Here is a 16,460-nt window from a genome sequence, read left to right on the forward strand (position 1 = left end):
CGTTGGCGAGGCGTCAATGCATCGGAGCGCGACAGACTAAGAGATCGCGCACCTGACAGCGAGACAGCCCCAGAAGCCGAGCGCCTGGCGACGAGACAGACAACGAGGCCAGGCGCCCGGCAGCGAGACAGACCCCGACGCCAGGCGCTTGGCAGCGAGACAGACCGCGGGACAGCGCGGGAGTCACTGGCATCGTGGCACCTCCCCGACGGGTTGCTCGCAGACCACCGGAGCTATCGAGTCCTGGCAGGAAAACTCAACCCGGCAGATCGTTCACAGCCAACGCGAGAATTACTGCCGGCGAGGCAAAGCAGCTCGCCCGCGAGCGCCGACAGCCAGCCAAGCCGTCCGGATCAAAGACGGAAGAAGCTCGTCACCTGGCGGAGAAGATCCTCTTCCGTCGTCGGGAGGTCGACCTCGATCGCCCGCAGTCCGAGGCGCGCGGTGTCCGCCCGGAGGCGGTTCGTGAACATGCGGTCCCGTTCGGCCAGGTTCCGGGTCGCTCGTGCCGGATCGCTTGTGCGCCAGACGAAATTCTCCCCCGGTGCGCTCCGGCCTTCGATAGCCGCCTGGCGGAACTCGGGTGTCGGGAGCAGCCAGACGGCCTGTTCCGGGGCGTCCAGCAGGGGGCGCACGAGGTCGGGCAGCAGCCGGAAGCCGTCGACGACGCAGGGGGTCGGCGACAGGGCGAGGAGGTCTTCGACGATCAGCTCGAAAGCCTCGCCGCGGAACCAGTGGAAGGTCTCCAGCATGACGTCCGGGGAGCGGCGGACCCAGCGTTCGTCCATGTCCATGGCCAGGAAGGCGTGCAAGTACGGAGCTGTGGCGGGGGTCGTGCGGGCGGTGTGGGCACGCATGGCGTCATCGGTCGCGTAGTGGTGCCAGCCGTAGCGCGCGGCCAGGCGGCGGGCGATCGTTGATTTGCCTGCGCCGGGGGCGCCGCCGATCCAGTGGACGTGCCGGAGATCCGCCACGGTCAGCGGTGTGCGGCCATCGCCGCGGTGTAGACGCAGACCGCGGCGGCGGTGGCCAGGTTGAGGCTTTCCGCCTTGCCGTACAACGGGATTCGGACTGCTTCGTCGACCGACGAGAGGACGTCCCCGGGCAGGCCGTGCGCCTCGTTGCCGAAGATCCACGCCACGGGGTCTCCGAAGCGGACGGTCTCGAGCGAGGTCGAGGCGTAACCGTGCGCGGCGAGTGTGCGGAGGCCGGCCGAGCGCAGGGCGGTCAGGACTGCCGGGATGTCGCGGGCGCGGGCCAGCGGGACGTGGAACGTCGAACCGGCTGCGGCGCGGACGCTTTTGCCGTTGTGCGGGTCGACGGTGTCGCCGGCCAGGACTACCGCGTCGGCGCCGGCGGCGTCGGCCACGCGGATCACGGTGCCTGCGTTGCCGGGTTCGGCGACGTCGACCAGGACCACTACCAGCCGGGCCGAGGCGAGGACTGTCTCCAGTGGACGGTCGACCAGCGAGCAGACCGCGATGATTCCTTGCGGCGTCACGGTTTCCGAGAGGCCCGCTGCGGCGCGGTCGGTGATCGGCGACACGCGGGGGGCCGCGGCGACCAGGTCAGGGTGTGCGGCGGCGGCGCGTTCGGTCACGAAGAGTTCGTGGACCGTCCCGCAGGACAGGGCCGAGGTGACCGCGTTGACCCCTTCGGCCAGGAAGCGGCCGGTTTTCTCCCGTTCCGCGCGCCGGGTCAGTTTGCGTGCGGCAACGACCCGGGGGGTCCGTTCGGTGAACGGATCCGCCCCGGGCCGGAAAATGCTGCCGGTCAGGCCGACTTCGCTTCGCCGGTCGTGACGTTCGCCTTGGCGAGCTCGGCGAGCGCGGTGAAGGCGGCGGCGTCGTTGACCGCGAGGTCCGCGAGGATCTTGCGGTCCACCTCGACGCCGGCGGCCTTCAGGCCCTGGATGAACCGGTTGTAGGTGACGCCGTTGGCGCGAGCGGCCGCGTTGATGCGGGTGATCCACAGCTGGCGGAAGTCACCCTTGCGCGCGCGGCGGTCGCGGTAGGCGTAGTTGAGCGAGTGGAGCGTCTGCTCCTTGGCCTTGCGGTACAGCCGCGAACGCTGGCCGCGGTAACCGCTGGCCAGTTCGAGAGTCGCGCGACGCTTCTTCTGGGCGTTGACCGCCCGCTTGACGCGTGCCACTGGTCCATCCTGTCGAATTCGGGGGGTGCGAGGACCCCGGGGTGGTCGGGAAAGGGTGCGGGCCTCAGCGGCCGAGCAGGCGCTTCACTCGGCTGACGTCGTTCTGGGCGACCTCGGTGGTGCCCTCGAGACGACGGGTGAGGCGGTTGGACTTCTTCTCCATCAGGTGGCGGCGGCCGGCCTTCTGGCGACGCAGCTTGCCCGAACCGGTGATGCGGACCCGCTTCGACGTGCCCTTGTGCGTCTTCATCTTCGGCATGGTTGTTCGTCCTCTTCCGTGCGGCGGCACACCGGAAAACCCGGTGTGCCGCTGACTGTGCTGGTCGGCGCCGGGGCGCGCTACGCCTCGGGAGCCGGTTCGGCCTTGACGGCCTTCGGCTTCACGTTCTTGTGCGGGGCCAGCACCATGATCATGTTGCGTCCGTCCTGCTTCGGCGACGATTCCACGAAGCCGAGCTCGGTGACGTCGTCGGCGAGCTTCTGCAGGAGCCGGAAACCGAGCTCCGGCCGGGACTGCTCGCGACCGCGGAACATGATCGTGACCTTGACCTTGTTGCCCGCCGCCAGGAACCGCGACACGTGACCCTTCTTGGTCTCGTAGTCGTGCTGGTCGATCTTCGGCCGCAGCTTCTGTTCCTTGATGACGGTGAGCTGCTGGTTGCGGCGGGACTCGCGGGCCTTCTGGGCGCTCTCGTACTTGAACTTGCCGAAGTCCATGAGCTTGGCCACGGGCGGGCGGGCCTGCGGGGCCACCTCGACGAGGTCGAGGTCCGCCTCCTGCGCAAGCCGCAGCGCATCCTCGATCCGGACGATGCCGACCTGCTCGCCGTTGGGGCCGACGAGCCGGACTTCCGGCACCCGGATGCGTTCGTTGATGCGTGTCTCGGAGCTGATGGGGCCTCCTTGGTCCGAGTGATGTTTTCTCGCTTCGACCTGGTGCCCACACGATTCAGGCCCCGTCGCCGGCTGCTGCCGGTGCACGGGGCCCGCTCTGTCTCCGATCGCGCCCGGCCGGACGGCCGAACGCTTCGCCTCCGCGGTACGCTGCCCGGACGGCAGCCACTGCTTCGGCGAGACCGGACCCGGACACCTGAGGCGGTGACGCGGGTGGGAGCGGGGCTCCACTTGCCGCCCCCGATCGCTCGGGAGCTGGTCGCACGTGGAAGGGTACCAGACGTGTCTGAACAACCTTCGCCACCGCCCCCGTATTCCCCCGACGACCGCGGGCTCGAGGAGATCCCGAGCGTCGAGGTGATCAGCCGCGCCGCGGTGATGCTTCTGTCCGCGGGGGCCGAACGCCTCGGCCTCGCCGACGCCGACCCGGAGAACTCGCCGCACCGCGACCTCGACGAGGCGCGCCGCCTCATCACCGCGCTCGCCGGGCTCGTGACCGCCTCCGCGGAGTACCTCGGCCTGCACGCCGGACCCCTTCGCGACGGGCTGCAGTCGCTGCAGAAGGCGTTCCGCGAGGCGTCGGTCGTGCCGGACCCGCCGGGCCAGGGGCCGGGCGAGAAGTACACCGGGCCGGTGTACTGAGCCGGAAGCCTTCCCCAGAGACATCCGAAGACCCGCCTCGCGGCATCGCCGGGCGGGTCTTCGCCGTTTCGGAGGCCGACAAGACGGGATCGGCAAAGCTCGGCCTGCGTTCGCCGAGGCGATGCACTTCAGCCGCGCGGCACCGCCCCCGCTGTCTCGCTCCCGGGAAAGTCCGTGAGGGGAATCCGCGAGTATCCCCTCACGAACCTCTCCCCGCGCACGACCGGACGGCGGATCACGTTGTTCCGGGCCGTTGCCCCCGCGACAACCGACATCTAACATGTTAGATGTGAGCGCACTCCCCAAGGTCTCCCGGTCGCTGCTGCGCGACGAGGCGTACGAGCGCATCCGGCACGCCATCATCGACGGCAGCCTCCCGCCGGGGACTCCCCTGCGCGACGCCGACCTCGCCGAGCAGCTCGGGCTTTCCCGCGCTCCAGTCCGGCAGGCGCTGCTGCGGCTGGCCGAGGACCGGCTGGTCGTGTCGAAGCCGCAGAGTTACACGAGGGTCGCCGAGTTCGACGCGGGCGACGTGCGCGACGCGGTCCGGCTCGTGCGGGCGTTGCACGAGCTTGCCGTGCGCGAAGCGCTCCCCCGGCTCGGGAAAGCGCAGATCGCGGAAATGCGCGAAGCCAACGAACGGTTCCGCGCGGCCGTCGCCGAGGGGGACGTCGGGAAGGCGATCGAAGCGGACGACGAATTGCACGAGATTCCGGTGCGCGCGTACGGGAACCGGGCGGTCGCGGCGACGCTCGACCGGTACACGCCGTTGCTGCGCCGTCTCGAATACGCGCGGTTCAGTTCGCTGCCCGCGCACCGCTCGGTCGCCCGGCACGAAGAGCTCATCGCCGCGTTCGAAGCCCGCGACGAAGCCGTCGCCGCGCAGCTCACCGCAACGATTTGGACCGATCTCGAAGCCCTCCTGGAGGAAGCGTGAGCCTGGCCGATTTTCCCCGTTTCCCGTTGCTGATCGGGCCTTCGCCGGTGCACCGGCTGGAGCGGCTCACCGAGCACCTCGGCGGCGCGGCCGTCTGGGCCAAGCGCGAGGACCTCAACTCCGGTCTCGCCTACGGCGGCAACAAGACGCGCAAGCTCGAGTACCTCGTCGCCGACGCGCTCGCCAAGGGCGCGGACACCCTCGTCTCGATCGGCGGCGTGCAGTCGAACCACACGCGCCAGGTCGCGGCCGCGGCGGCGCGGGCCGGGATGAAAGCCGTGCTGGTGCAGGAAAGCTGGGTCGACTGGGCCGATCCGCTGCACGACAAGGTCGGCAACATCCAGCTGTCGCGGATCCTCGGCGCGGACGTCCGGCTCGTCGACGCCGGGTTCGGCATCGGGTTCAAGGAGAGCTGGGAGCAGGCGCTGGCGGAGGTCGAGGCGAACGGCGGCACGCCGTACGCGATCCCGGCCGGGGCGTCGGACCACCGGCTCGGCGGGCTCGGGTTCGCGAACTGGGTGCTGGAACTGGAAGAACAGGAACGCGAACTCGGCGTTTTCTTCGACACCGTCGTGGTTTGCTCGGTCACCGGCAGCACGCAGGCGGGGATGCTGGCCGGAGCGGCGGCCAGCGGGCAGCCGCGGCGGATCCTGGGGATCGACGCGTCGGCGAAGCCCGAGGAGACGCGCGAGCAGATCGGCCGGATCGCGAAGAGCACGGCGGCGCTGATCGGAACCGGGCCGGTTGCAGAAACCGAACTCGACGAGCGGTATCACGCCGGGGTGTACGGGATTCCGGATGAGCGGACGCTGGAGGCGATCCGGACCGCGGCGCGGTTCGAGGGGATGATCACCGACCCGGTGTACGAGGGGAAATCGATGGCCGGGCTGATCGATCTCGTGCGCACCGGCGAAATCGCGAAGGATTCGAACGTGCTGTACGCGCACCTCGGCGGGCAGCCCGCGATCAACGCGTACACGAGCGTGCTCGGCTGAACCGGGTGCCCGGCCGCGGCCGGGCACCCGTGCGGCTCAGTCCAGCACGGCGAGCACGTCGATCTCGACCAGGAGCCCGGCGGGCAGCCCGACGTACACCGTGGTGCGGGCCGCGTGCGGGGCTTCGCCGATCAGTTCGTTGTAGACCTCGTTGAACGCGGCGAAGTGGCTGGTGTCGGTGAGGTACACGCGCACCATCACCGCGTCCGCGAAGCTCGAGCCCGCTTCTTCGAGCAGCGCGGTCAGGTTCTTGAACACCTGCCGGGTCTGGCTCACGACGTCGTCGCCGACGATCTCGTTCGTGGCCGGGTCGAACGCGACCGCGCCGGCGACCTGGAGGATGTTCCCCTTGCGGACGGCCTGCGAGAAGTTCGCCGGCGGCTTCGGCGCGTTCTCGCTGGTGATCGCCGTCTTGCCCATCATTGCCCCTTTCCGTTCCCCGTCCATCCACTGTGGACGGAAGCTTCTTCGGCGGCGGCCAGCAGCTCGGGCACGAGCGCCAGCAGCCCGTCGTAGTCCAGCAGCACCTTCGGCACCGACATCGACGCCGCGGCGAGCACTTCGCCGCCCGCGCCGCGCACCGGGGCGGAGATACAGTGGATGAAGTCCTCGTGTTCGGCATTGTCCACCGCGTACCCGCGCTCAGCGACCTGGTCCAATTCGGCCAGGTACGCCTCGGGCGTGGTGATGGTGTTGGCGGTGAGCACGACGTAGTCGATCGCACGGGCGATCTCTTCGCGTTTCGCCCGCGGCATCGCCGCCACGAGCACCTTGCCGACCGCGGTGCAGTGCAGGGGCGCGCGTTTGCCGACCCGCGAGTACATCCGGACCGCGTGGTGTCCCTCGAACTTGTCGATGTACACCACCTCGCCGTCCTCATAGGACGCCAGGTGCACAGTGTGCCCGGTGCGCGAGTTCAGCCCGGCGAGCGCTTCGTGCGAACTGCGCCGGACATCGCGGTCTTCCAGCGCCTGGTTGGCGAGGTCGAAAAGCGCGCTGCCGAGCCGGTAGTGCCGGGCCCCTTCGCGCCGCACGAAATGGTGCGATTCGAGCGTGCGCAGCAGCCGCAGCACGGTCGTCTTGTGCACGCCGATCTCTTCGGCCAGCTCGTCGAGCGTCTTGCCGCCGCGGGCGAGACCGCCCAGCAGCGTCAGCGCGCGGTCGAGACTTTGGCTCACGTCGCAACCACTCCCTCTCCGGTGAGCCGGACCGAACCCCAGCCGTCGGCGTCCGCCTGCACCAGTTTCGTCACGACGGCCTCGGCGAGCGGCACGCCGACGTCGTCCTGAGTCAACAGTGTCGCGGCTGCTTGCAGGTGACCGCGCCGGAGCCTTGTCAGCGGGTCGGCGCCGTGCAGAGTCGCGGCCAGGAATCCGGCGGCGAAGGCGTCGCCCGCGCCGACCGGCTCGACGACGTCGACACTGAGCGCGGGCGAGAACAGCGGTTCGGCCGAGCCCTCGACGAGCGTCGCGCCGCGTTCCCCGTGCTTGACCACCAGCGTGCGCGGACCAGGCAGAAGCTCGCGCAGCCGCACCGGATCGCCGGTGCCCCACACCCGCTCCGCTTCGTCGTCGCCGGTCAGCACCAGGTCGGCCTTGCCGGCCAGTTCGGCGAGAACGGACTGGTCGCGTCCGGTCCACAGCGCGGGGCGGTGGTTGACGTCGAACGACACGAGCAGGTCGCCGCGCGGACGGTCGAGCAGCGCGCGCACGAGCGCGAGGCAGCTGCCGGAAAGCGCGGGCGTGATCCCGGAGAGGTGCAGCACGCGAACGCCGGAGAAGTCCAGCCGGGACATCAGTTCCGGGCCCATGCCGGAGGCGGCGGAACCCGAGCGGTAGTAGCGGACCGGACTGCCGCCCGCGCCGCTTTCCTTCACGTACAGCCCGGTCGGGCGCGTCGGGTCGAAGACGACGCCGCGCACGTCCACGCCCGCCGACGCGATCTCGCGGACGAGCGCGCGGCCGAACGGATCGTCGCCGACCGCGCTGACCCAACCGCTGCGCACGCCGAGCGCGGGCAGGTGGCACGCGACGTTCGACTCCGCGCCGCCGATGGTGCGCAGCCAGGTGCGCACCTCGTCCGGGGGGCCGGGTTCGGCGGGCACGAACAACGCCATCGACTCGCCGATGCAGAGCACTTCAGGCGACGCTGTCGGACTGCTGGTCACTGACGTTCCTTCCCCGTTGACCTGTGGCCACCCGGATGCTACACCTATGCAACGCATTTTGCGCAACGTCCGTTGCAAGATACGCAACCGAGGTCCCAGATGAACAGCAACGCCGCTCTCACCGCCGCCGTCCGAGCCGGGCGCGGCGAACGGATCGACTGGCGCTTCCGCGCTCTCCCTCCGGCACTGTCCGGGCTCACTCTCGACGAAGCCGCCGCCCGCCGTGCCAAGCTCTTCGACGACGGCTTCTTCGGTCCGTTCGTGGTCATCGACGCGGCCGCGATGGAGCACAACCTCGCCACCATGGCCCGCTGGTGCGCCGAACGCGGCATCGCGCTCGCGCCGCACGGCAAGACGACGATGGCCCCGGAGCTGTTCGCCCGGCAGCTGGAGCACGGCTCGTGGGGCATCACCGCGGCGAACGCCGGGCATGTGCGGATCTACCGCGCGTTCGGCGTGCCGCGGATCTTGCTGGCGAACCAGCTCGTCGACCCGTCCGCGTTGCGCTGGCTGGCCGGCGAACTGGCGGCGGATCCGGACTTCGAATTCGTCTGCTGGGTCGATTCGGTGCGCAGCGTCGAGCTGATGACCGACGCGCTCGCCGGCGCCAAGCGGCCCGTCGATGTGCTGGTGGAGCTGGGCGGCGAAGGCGGTCGCACCGGTGTCCGCGACGCCGCGACCGCGCTTGCCGTTGCCGAAGCGGCGGCGCAGAGCCCGGTGCTGCGACTGCGCGGCACGGGCGGATACGAAGGCGCGCTTTCGCACCACACCGACGAAGCGGCGCTGGCGAAAATCAGTTCCTATGTGGACAGTCTTCGCGACGCGACGATCACCTTCGCGGACAAGGGTTTGCTCGCCGACGGCCCGGTGTACGTCACCGCGGGCGGCAGCGCGTACTTCGACCGCGTCGTGGACGAGCTGACCAAGCCCTGGCCGGACGGTCTCGACGTGGTCCCGATCCTGCGCAGCGGCGCGTACCTGACCCACGACGACGGCTTCTACCGCGAGATCTCGCCGCTCGGCGAGCACCCGCGCATCGCTGGCGTCGACAGCTTCCGTCCGGCATTGCACGCATGGGCGCAGGTCACGTCGAAGCCGACGCCGGAGCTGGCGCTGCTCACCGCGGGCAAGCGCGACCTGCCGTACGACGAAGGCATGCCGGAGCCGCAACTGCTGCGCAAGGACGGCGTCGTCACCGAGCTGACCGGGCACACCGTCCCGAAGCTCAACGACCAGCACGCGTTCCTCGAACTGCCGGAAGGGTCGCCAGTCGAGGTCGGCGACTGGGTGCGGCTCGGTCTGTCGCATCCGTGCACGACGTTCGACAAGTGGTCGCTGCTGCCGGTCGTGGACAGCGACGGCGAGACGGTGGTCGACTTCGTGCGGACGTGGTTCTGATGGACCTCGTGATCCGCGGTGCCCGAGTCGCCGACGGAACCGGGGCCCCGCTGGAAATCCGCGACGTCGGGATCACCGGCGACCGCATCGCCGACATCGCCGCGCCGGGCGAACTGACCGCACCGCGTGTGCTCGACGCGACCGGGCAGGTCCTCTCCCCCGGTTTCATCGACATGCACTCGCATTCCGACCTGCAAGTGCTCGCCAACCCGGACCATCTGGCGAAGATCAGCCAGGGCGTGACCACCGAGGTGCTGGGGCAGGACGGCCTCTCCTACGCGCCGGTCAACGACGAAGTGCTCGCGAGCCTGCGCCAGCAGCTGGCCGGATGGAACGACGACCCGGCGGGCTTCGACTGGAGCTGGCGCTCGGTCGGCGAGTACCTCGACCGGCTCGACCAGGGCATCGCGACGAACGCCGCGTATCTCGTGCCGCAGGGCACAGTGCGGATGCTGGTGGTGGGCTGGGAAGACCGGCCCGCCACGGACGCCGAGCTGGCGCGGATGCGGGAACTCATCGCGACCGGGCTGGAAGAAGGCGCGTTCGGGCTGTCGTCCGGGCTGACCTACACGCCCGGGATGTACGCGACCACCGAGGAACTGGTCGAGCTGTGCCGCGTGGTCGGCGAACGCGGCGGCTACTACAGCCCGCACCACCGCAGTTACGGCGCGGGCGCGCTGGAGGCGTTCGCGGAAATGGTCGACGTCTCCCGCCGCTCCGGCTGTCCGCTGCACCTCGCGCACGCGACGATGAACTTCTCGGTCAACAAGGGCAAAGCCCCGGATCTGTTGCGGCTGCTGGACCACGCGCTCGACGACGGCTGCGACATCACCCTCGACACGTACCCGTACCTGCCCGGCGCGACCTACCTGTCGGCGCTGCTGCCGAGTTGGTCTACCGAAGGCGGTCTGGAACCGACACTCGCTCGGCTGTCCGACCCGGACACTCGCGAACGCATCCGCGCCGAGATCGAAGAGTCCGGTTCGGACGGTGCGCACGGTGTGCCGATCGACTGGGACGCCATCGAAATCAACGGTGTCCGCCGCGAGGAAAACGCCGCGCTGGTGGGGCACAGCGTTCTCGCTTCCGCCCGTGCCGCCGGGAAATCCCCCGCAGAGCTGTATTTCGACACGCTCATCGACGAAAAGCTCGGCACGTCCTGCCTCATGCACGTGGGCCACGAGGAAAACGTGCAGGCCATCATGCGGCACCGCACGCACACCGGCGGCTCGGACGGCCTGCTGGTCGGCGCACGGCCGCATCCCCGCGCGTGGGGCACCTTCCCGCGGTACCTCGCGCGCTACGTCCGCGAACTGGGCGTTCTCGAACTGGCCGACTGCGTCGCGCACCTCACCGGGCGCGCGGCACGGCGGCTGGGGCTGACCGACCGGGGCCTCGTGCGTCCCGGCTACGCAGCCGATCTGGTGCTCTTCGACCCGGACACGGTCGCCGACACCGCGACGTTCGACAATCCGCGGCAACCAGCCGCGGGCCTCTCCCACGTCTTCGTCAACGGCGTCGCCGCCCTCGAAGACGGAACCCCCACCGGCGCGCTCGCCGGGCATTCCCTTCGCCATCCCCGGAGTCGACGATGATCCACTGGCTGCAGACCAGCACAGCCGGTCTGCTCACCCTGGCCGCGGTGTCCATCGCGGTGCTGCTTTTCCTCATCATCAAGGTCAAGGTCGAACCGTTCATCGCCTTGATCGTGGTGGGCCTGCTCACCGCACTGGCCGCGGGCGTGCCGGTCGGCACCCTCGTCGGCACCGCCCAGAAAACCTCGGATTCGCTGCTGGAGAAGGGCTTCGGCAGCATTCTCGGGCACATCGCGGCGATCATCGGGCTGGGCACGCTGCTCGGCTCGATCCTGGAGAAATCCGGCGGTGCGCGCGTGCTCACCGCGGCGCTGCTGCGGACGTTCGGCGAGAAACGCGCCCCGCTCGCCATGGGTCTTTCCGGGCTCATCTTCGGCATCCCGGTATTCTTCGACATCGGCATTTTCGTGCTCGCGCCGCTGGTCTACGCGGCGGCGAAGCAGGGCGGCCGGTCGATCGTGCTGTACGCGATGCCGTTGCTGGCCGGGCTTTCCATCACGCACGCCTTCATCCCGCCGCACCCGGGGCCGGTCGCCGCGGCCGGCCTGCTGCACGTCGATCTCGGCTGGCTGATCCTGATGGGCGCGGTCTGCGGCATCCCGGCCTGGTTCATCGGCGGCATCCTGTACTCGACGTGGATCGGCAAGCGGGTGAACGTGCCGCTGGCCGAGGACTTCGCGAAGCTCGCCGGGGAAGAAGGCGAGCAGGAAGGCCCCGCGCCCTCGCTCAAGCTGGTCGCCGGGATCATCGCGGTGCCGCTGGTGCTGATCCTCGTGGGCACGTTCGGCAGCATCCTGCTGCCCAAGGGTTCCACCGGAGCGGGCATCGCGGCGTTCCTCGGCACCCCGGCCATCGCGCTGACCATCGCGACGCTGCTCGCTTCGTGGCTGCTCGGCCGCCGTCGCGGGATGAGCGGCGCGGACCTGGCCCAGCTTTCCGCCAACGCGCTGCGCCCGGTCGCGATGATTCTTCTGGTGGTCGGCGCGGGTTCGTTCTTCGGCGCGGTGCTGTCCGCCACCGGGATCGGCAAGGCGGTGGCCGGTTCCCTTGGCGACGCCGGGCTTCCGGTGCTGCTGGCGGCATACATCATCAGCTGCGGCATGCGCATCGCCCAGGGTTCCGCGACGGTCGCGATCGTGACGACGAGCGGCATTGTCGCGCCGACGGTGATGGAACTGCATTACTCGCAAGCACAATTGGCGCTTCTGGTGGTCGCGATCTCGGCCGGGTCGATCATCGCCTCGCACGTGAACGACGGCGGATTCTGGATCGTGTCCCGGTACTTCGGGCTGACCGTGACGCAAACCCTGAAAACCTGGACGGCTTTGGAAACAGTCCTTTCCTTGAGCGGTTTCGGTGTGGCAGCATTGGTGATGGCATTGGTCTGAACCACATCGGCACACGTTCCGGGGGTATTCGATGACCGAGATTTCCCGCCGCACGTTCGTCGGAGCAGTCGGCGCGGCCGGGGCCGCCGCCGTGGTGGGCGCACAGCTCGCCACGGCGGCGCCCCGGCCGCGTGCGGCCACGACGGTGTACGTCGGCAGCTACACCAGCTCCTCGCCGGCCGGCCACGGGCTCGACGTCACCCAGCGAGCGGCGGGCAGCCCCGCGCTCACGCCGGTGCGCACGGTCCCGAAGCTGACCGACGTCTCCTGGTTCGACCGCACTCGCGACGGCCGGATCCTGTACGTCACGAACGAAAACGAGGGCGCGGAGACCGGCACGGTGTCCGCATTGGACATCTCCGACCCGGCCCGGCCGAAGCTGCTCGGGTCGACCTCCTCCAAGGGCGGCTCGCCCACACACCTTTCGGTGCACCCGAGCCAGAAGTACGTGCTGGCCGCGAATTACGACTCCGGCAGCGTCGTAGTCCTGCCGATCAAGTCCGGCGGCAAGCTCGGCGCGGCCACCGATCTGCAGCAACACCAGGGCAAAGAGCCGCACGCGCACCAGGTCGTCACCGATCCGTCCGGCAAGTGGGTGCTCGCGGTCGACCTCGGCACCGACTCGGTGTACGTCTACTCGTTCGACACCGGCAAAGGAAAGCTGAAGCTGCACAAGCAGATCACCCTCCCCGCCGGCGCCGGCCCGCGGCACCTCGCGTTCCACCCGAACGGCACATTCGCTTACGTCGCCCAGGAACTGCGCCCGGAGATCACCGTCGCCAGCTGGGACGCCGCCACCGGCACGTTCAAGCCGATCGCCGTGGTCCCCGCGGTTCCGCCGGGCAGCACCGGCGAACTGTTCCCCGGCGAAATCACAGTGTCGCGGGACGGGAAGTTCGTCTACGCCACTGTGCGCGGCCCCAACACCATCGCCGCCTTCACCGTCGCCGACGGCGGAGCCGGGCTCAGCTTGGTCTCCTCGGCGGCGTCCGGCGGCAACTGGCCGCGGCATCTCGCGCTGGATCCGGACGAGAAGTGGTTCTACGTCTCGAACCAGCGCTCCGGCACGGTCACCTGGCTGCCGCGCGACCCGGCCACCGGCCTGCCCGGCAAGTCCGCGGGCTCGCTCGCCGTGCCGAACGTCAACTCCGTCTTCTTCGTCTGAGAAAAACCGGGGCTGGCACGCCGCACAGCCCCGTCTTTCCCGGTCTCTGACCGGTCCCCGCGACAGGAGTCACCGATGAAGCTGCGTTCTGTCCTGCCCGCTGTCGCCGCGCTGGCGTTGCTCGCCGCGTGCGCGCCCACCCAATCCGGTCCGGCCGCCTCGGGCGGAAATCAAACCGACGGCACGCTGAGAGTCTGGCTGTTCGACGAGGCGAACCGCGCGCCGAAGGAGGCCGCGGTCAAGGAAGCGATCACCGAATTCGAGGCCAACCACGCCGGCGTGAAGGTCGACGTGCAGTGGGTTCCGGTCGAAGGCCGCGCGGACAAGTTCTCCGGTGCGTTCAACGACCCGTCCAACGCCCCCGACGTCGCCGAATTCGGCAACACCGACGTCTCCAGCTACGCGCAGACCGGCGCGTTGTCCGACCTCACCAAGGACATCTCGAACTGGTCGGACGGCAAGGACCTGCTTCCGTCCGTAGTGGACACCGCCAAGGCGAACGGCAAGATCTACGGCATTCCCTGGTACACCGGCATCCGCGCGTTGTACTACCGCACCGATGTCTTCGCCGAACTCGGTCTCAAGCCGCCCGCGACGCTGGCCGAGCTGACCGAAGACGCGCGCAAGATCCGCGAGAAGAAGCCGGATCTGTACGGCATCGCCACCGGAGGCAAGTACACCTACGCGATGCTGCCGTTCATCTGGGCCAACGGCGGCGACCTGGCCAAACAGGACAATGGCAACTGGACGTCCACTGTGGACTCTCCGCAGGCCAAGGCAGGCGTCACCGCGTACGCGAACCTGATCAAGGACGACATCTGCCCGCCCGCGGCCTGCGCCAACCTCACCGGCACGCAGAGCGTCACCGCGTTCGCCGGCGGCAAGGCGGGCATGGTGATCGGCGGCGACTTCAACCGCAAGGCCGTCGAAAAGGGCGCGGTCAAGGGCAAGTACGCGATCATGCCGCTGCCCGGCACCACCCCGGGTTCGGTCGCGCCCGCGTTCGCCGGCGGCAACCTGCTCGGCGTGTTCGGCGCGAGCCAGCGCCACGGTCTCGCGGTGCAGTTCGCCGAGCTCCTGGCCGGCATCAAGTACCAGGAGAAGATGTACGCGGCGATGGGCAACCTGCCCACCCTCTCGTCGGTGCAGAAGAAGCTCGCCGCCAGCGACCCGACGCTGAAGGCGTTCGTGGACACCCTCAGCGCGGGCACGAAGTTCGTGCCGAGCACCCCGGCGTGGTCCAAGATCGACAGCCAGAACGTCCTGCCCACCGCCGTGCAGCAGATCGCGACCGGCGGCAAGGACGCGAACGCCGCGCTGGCCGACGCCGCCGCGGCGATGAACAAGAACTTCGGCTGACCCGTGGCCGCAGTCCGTTCCGCGACCGTCCGCCGCGACGGCCGCGCGGCCCTTCTGTACCTGCTGCCGGCGGGCGTCTTGCTCGCCGCGCTGCTGGTGTACCCGATTTACCAGCTGGTCGTGATCTCGCTCTACGACTACGGCCAGCCGCAGGCGGCGGGCGCGGCCCCGCTGGTGTTCCTCGGCCTCGACAACTACGTCAGCCTGCTGGCCGACGTCCAGTTCTGGACGGTGCTCGGCAAAACGGTCGGGTTCGCCGCGGCCTGCGTGCTCGGCAGCCTGGTCGTCGGCACGGCGCTGGCCGTGCTGGCGAGCCGGGTCCGCGCGCTGCCGCGCATGCTGCTGTTCCTGGCTGCGCTCGGCGCGTGGGCGACCCCGGCGATCGCGGGCTCCTACGTCTGGCTGTTCCTCTTCGACACCGATTTCGGCCTGGTCAACGAGGTGCTCTCGGGCATCGGGTTCACCGGGATGGAGCACCATTCCTGGACGTTCGGCACCTTCGGCACGTTCGGGCTGGTCGCCGCCGAGGTGATCTGGTGCTCGTTCCCGTTCGTGATGGTGACGATGTACGCCGGGATCAGCGCGGTGCCGAAGGAGACGCTGGAGGCCGCCGCGCTCGACGGCGCGTCGGTGTGGCGCACCTCGTGGTCGGTGATCCTGCCCGCGGTGCGGCCGCTGCTCACCATCGCGACCGTGCAGTCGATCATCTGGGACTTCAAGGTGTTCACCCAGATCTACGTGATGACCAACGGAGGCGGCATCGCAGGCCGGAACCTGATCCTGAACGTCTACGCCTACCAGCAGGCGTTCGCCGGGCAGGAGTACGGGCTCGGCTCGGCGATCGGGGTCGTGATGACCTTGCTGCTGCTGTCGATCACCGGGCTCTACGTCCGGTCCCAGCGCCGGAGTGCCGCATGGCTCTGAAAGTGCGCCGCCCCGCGCGGCTCGTCGCCGAAATCGTGACCGTGGTGATCGCCGGGATCGTCGCGTTCCCGCTGTACTGGATGGTGCTCTCGGCGTTCAAGCCGGCCGGCGAAATCCAGTCCGCGCATCCGAAACCGTGGACGTTCGCGCCCTCGCTGGACAGTTTCCAGCGCGTGCTCACGGTGTCCGGATTCGGCCGGTACTTCCTCAACAGCCTCGTGGTCGCGGTCGTCGTGGTGCTGTTGTCCCTGGTGTTCTCGTTCCTGTCCGCGGTAGCGCTCACCCGGTTCCGCTTCCGCGGCCGCGGAGTGCTGCTGGTGATGCTGCTGGTGGCGCAAATGGTGCCGGTGGAAGCGCTGACCATCCCGCTGTTCTTCCTGATGCGCTCGGTCGGCGGCACGGTGCCCGCCTTCGGGCTCAACGAACTGGGCTCGCTCGTGCTGGTGCACCTGGCGTTCAGCCTGCCGTTCGCGATCTGGATGCTGCGCGGGTTCGTCGCCGCGGTGCCCGCCGAACTGGAGGAAGCGGCCACTTTGGACGGTGCGTCGCGGATGCGGTTCACCTGGCAGATCCTGTTCCCGCTCGTCGCCCCCGGGCTCGTGGCGGTGAGCGTGCTCGCGTTCATCCACGCGTGGAACGACTTCCTGTTCGCCAAGACGTTCATCATCTCCAAGACCGAAAACCAGACTCTGCCGCAGGCGATCCTGGTGTTCTTCAAACCGGAGGACACCGACTGGGGCGCCGTGATGGCCTCGTCCACCCTGATGACGATTCCCGTGCTGGTGTTCTTCGTGCTGGTGCAACGGAAACTCATCGGCGGGACGGCCGGGGCCGTGAAGGGATGA

Annotated in this window: 18 protein-coding genes; 10 read left to right on the top strand and 8 right to left on the bottom strand. The window is 69.3% G+C overall.

Translation table 11 applies throughout. The annotated features are described in order from the left end of the window. Window positions 1-353: 353 nt before the first annotated feature. From H4281_RS35435 to infC, 5 genes are all read right to left on the bottom strand, one after another. Complete coding sequence (locus tag H4281_RS35435) at window positions 354-974, bottom strand: AAA family ATPase (protein ID WP_237600273.1); 621 nt, start codon at window positions 972-974, stop codon at window positions 354-356. Between the two features lie 2 nt (window positions 975-976). Next, entirely contained in the window at window positions 977-1,765 is a 789-nt protein-coding gene (locus tag H4281_RS35440) for a TrmH family RNA methyltransferase (protein WP_376771999.1), read from the bottom strand. Window positions 1,766-1,773: 8 nt separating this feature from the next. Next, the gene (rplT, locus tag H4281_RS35445; protein ID WP_009079612.1) at window positions 1,774-2,151 is read right to left on the bottom strand and encodes a 50S ribosomal protein L20; all 378 of its coding nucleotides are present in this window, start codon (window positions 2,149-2,151) and stop codon (window positions 1,774-1,776) included. A gap of 64 nt (window positions 2,152-2,215) precedes the next feature. Further along, window positions 2,216-2,410, bottom strand: coding sequence for a 50S ribosomal protein L35 (gene rpmI / locus H4281_RS35450; protein WP_009079615.1), 195 nt, complete (start codon window positions 2,408-2,410; stop codon window positions 2,216-2,218). Between the two features lie 80 nt (window positions 2,411-2,490). After that, entirely contained in the window at window positions 2,491-3,045 is a 555-nt protein-coding gene (infC, locus tag H4281_RS35455; protein ID WP_182895384.1) for a translation initiation factor IF-3, read from the bottom strand. A 282-nt stretch (window positions 3,046-3,327) separates the two neighbouring features. Between infC and H4281_RS35460 the strand changes: the two genes are divergently transcribed. From H4281_RS35460 to H4281_RS35470, 3 genes are all read left to right on the top strand, one after another. Then, a complete protein-coding gene (locus H4281_RS35460; RefSeq protein WP_037370356.1) occupies window positions 3,328-3,687 on the top strand; it encodes a DUF1844 domain-containing protein in 360 nt (119 codons plus the stop codon). 289 nt (window positions 3,688-3,976) lie between these two features. Beyond that, window positions 3,977-4,624, top strand: a complete 648-nt coding sequence (locus H4281_RS35465) for a GntR family transcriptional regulator (protein ID WP_370648190.1) — start codon at window positions 3,977-3,979, stop codon at window positions 4,622-4,624. Further along, complete coding sequence (locus H4281_RS35470; protein WP_182895244.1) at window positions 4,621-5,619, top strand: 1-aminocyclopropane-1-carboxylate deaminase; 999 nt, start codon at window positions 4,621-4,623, stop codon at window positions 5,617-5,619. The genes H4281_RS35465 and H4281_RS35470 overlap by 4 nt, the downstream gene beginning before the upstream one ends. Before the next feature lie 36 nt (window positions 5,620-5,655). Here H4281_RS35470 and H4281_RS35475 read toward each other — a convergent pair whose 3' ends face one another. Genes H4281_RS35475 through H4281_RS35485 form a run of 3 tightly spaced genes read right to left on the bottom strand, consistent with a single transcriptional unit; the run spans window position 5,656 to window position 7,735 of the window. Beyond that, window positions 5,656-6,039 (bottom strand): RidA family protein, encoded by a 384-nt coding sequence (locus H4281_RS35475; protein WP_116204166.1) that lies wholly within the window; start codon window positions 6,037-6,039, stop codon window positions 5,656-5,658. Then, window positions 6,039-6,797, bottom strand: a complete 759-nt coding sequence (locus H4281_RS35480; RefSeq protein ID WP_182895245.1) for an IclR family transcriptional regulator — start codon at window positions 6,795-6,797, stop codon at window positions 6,039-6,041. The genes H4281_RS35475 and H4281_RS35480 overlap by 1 nt, the downstream gene beginning before the upstream one ends. Next, entirely contained in the window at window positions 6,794-7,735 is a 942-nt protein-coding gene (locus tag H4281_RS35485; RefSeq protein WP_237600908.1) for a sugar kinase, read from the bottom strand. The genes H4281_RS35480 and H4281_RS35485 overlap by 4 nt, the downstream gene beginning before the upstream one ends. Window positions 7,736-7,885: 150 nt before the next feature. Here H4281_RS35485 and H4281_RS35490 point away from each other — a divergent pair, with 150 nt between their 5' ends. The 7 genes from H4281_RS35490 (at window position 7,886) to H4281_RS35520 (ending at window position 16,460) form a co-directional block, all read left to right on the top strand. After that, a complete protein-coding gene (locus tag H4281_RS35490) occupies window positions 7,886-9,184 on the top strand; it encodes an amino acid deaminase (protein ID WP_182895246.1) in 1,299 nt (432 codons plus the stop codon). Next, entirely contained in the window at window positions 9,184-10,779 is a 1,596-nt protein-coding gene (locus tag H4281_RS35495) for an N-acyl-D-amino-acid deacylase family protein (protein WP_182895247.1), read from the top strand. Before H4281_RS35490 ends, H4281_RS35495 begins: the two co-directional genes overlap by 1 nt. Further along, on the top strand, window positions 10,776-12,167 hold the full coding sequence (locus H4281_RS35500) for a GntP family permease (protein ID WP_182895248.1): 1,392 nt from the start codon (window positions 10,776-10,778) through the stop codon (window positions 12,165-12,167). Before H4281_RS35495 ends, H4281_RS35500 begins: the two co-directional genes overlap by 4 nt. A 31-nt stretch (window positions 12,168-12,198) precedes the next feature. Next, a complete protein-coding gene (locus H4281_RS35505; RefSeq protein ID WP_182895249.1) occupies window positions 12,199-13,332 on the top strand; it encodes a lactonase family protein in 1,134 nt (377 codons plus the stop codon). A 75-nt stretch (window positions 13,333-13,407) separates the two neighbouring features. After that, window positions 13,408-14,691: an extracellular solute-binding protein gene (locus H4281_RS35510; RefSeq protein WP_182895250.1), complete on the top strand. Its 1,284-nt coding sequence runs from the start codon at window positions 13,408-13,410 to the stop codon at window positions 14,689-14,691. A gap of 3 nt (window positions 14,692-14,694) precedes the next feature. Further along, complete coding sequence (locus H4281_RS35515; RefSeq protein WP_182895251.1) at window positions 14,695-15,615, top strand: carbohydrate ABC transporter permease; 921 nt, start codon at window positions 14,695-14,697, stop codon at window positions 15,613-15,615. Next, window positions 15,606-16,460, top strand: a complete 855-nt coding sequence (locus H4281_RS35520) for a carbohydrate ABC transporter permease (RefSeq protein WP_182895252.1) — start codon at window positions 15,606-15,608, stop codon at window positions 16,458-16,460. The genes H4281_RS35515 and H4281_RS35520 overlap by 10 nt, the downstream gene beginning before the upstream one ends.

Source organism: Amycolatopsis dendrobii (assembly GCF_014145675.1).
In the GTDB taxonomy this organism is placed as follows: Bacteria; Actinomycetota; Actinomycetes; order Mycobacteriales; family Pseudonocardiaceae; genus Amycolatopsis; species Amycolatopsis dendrobii.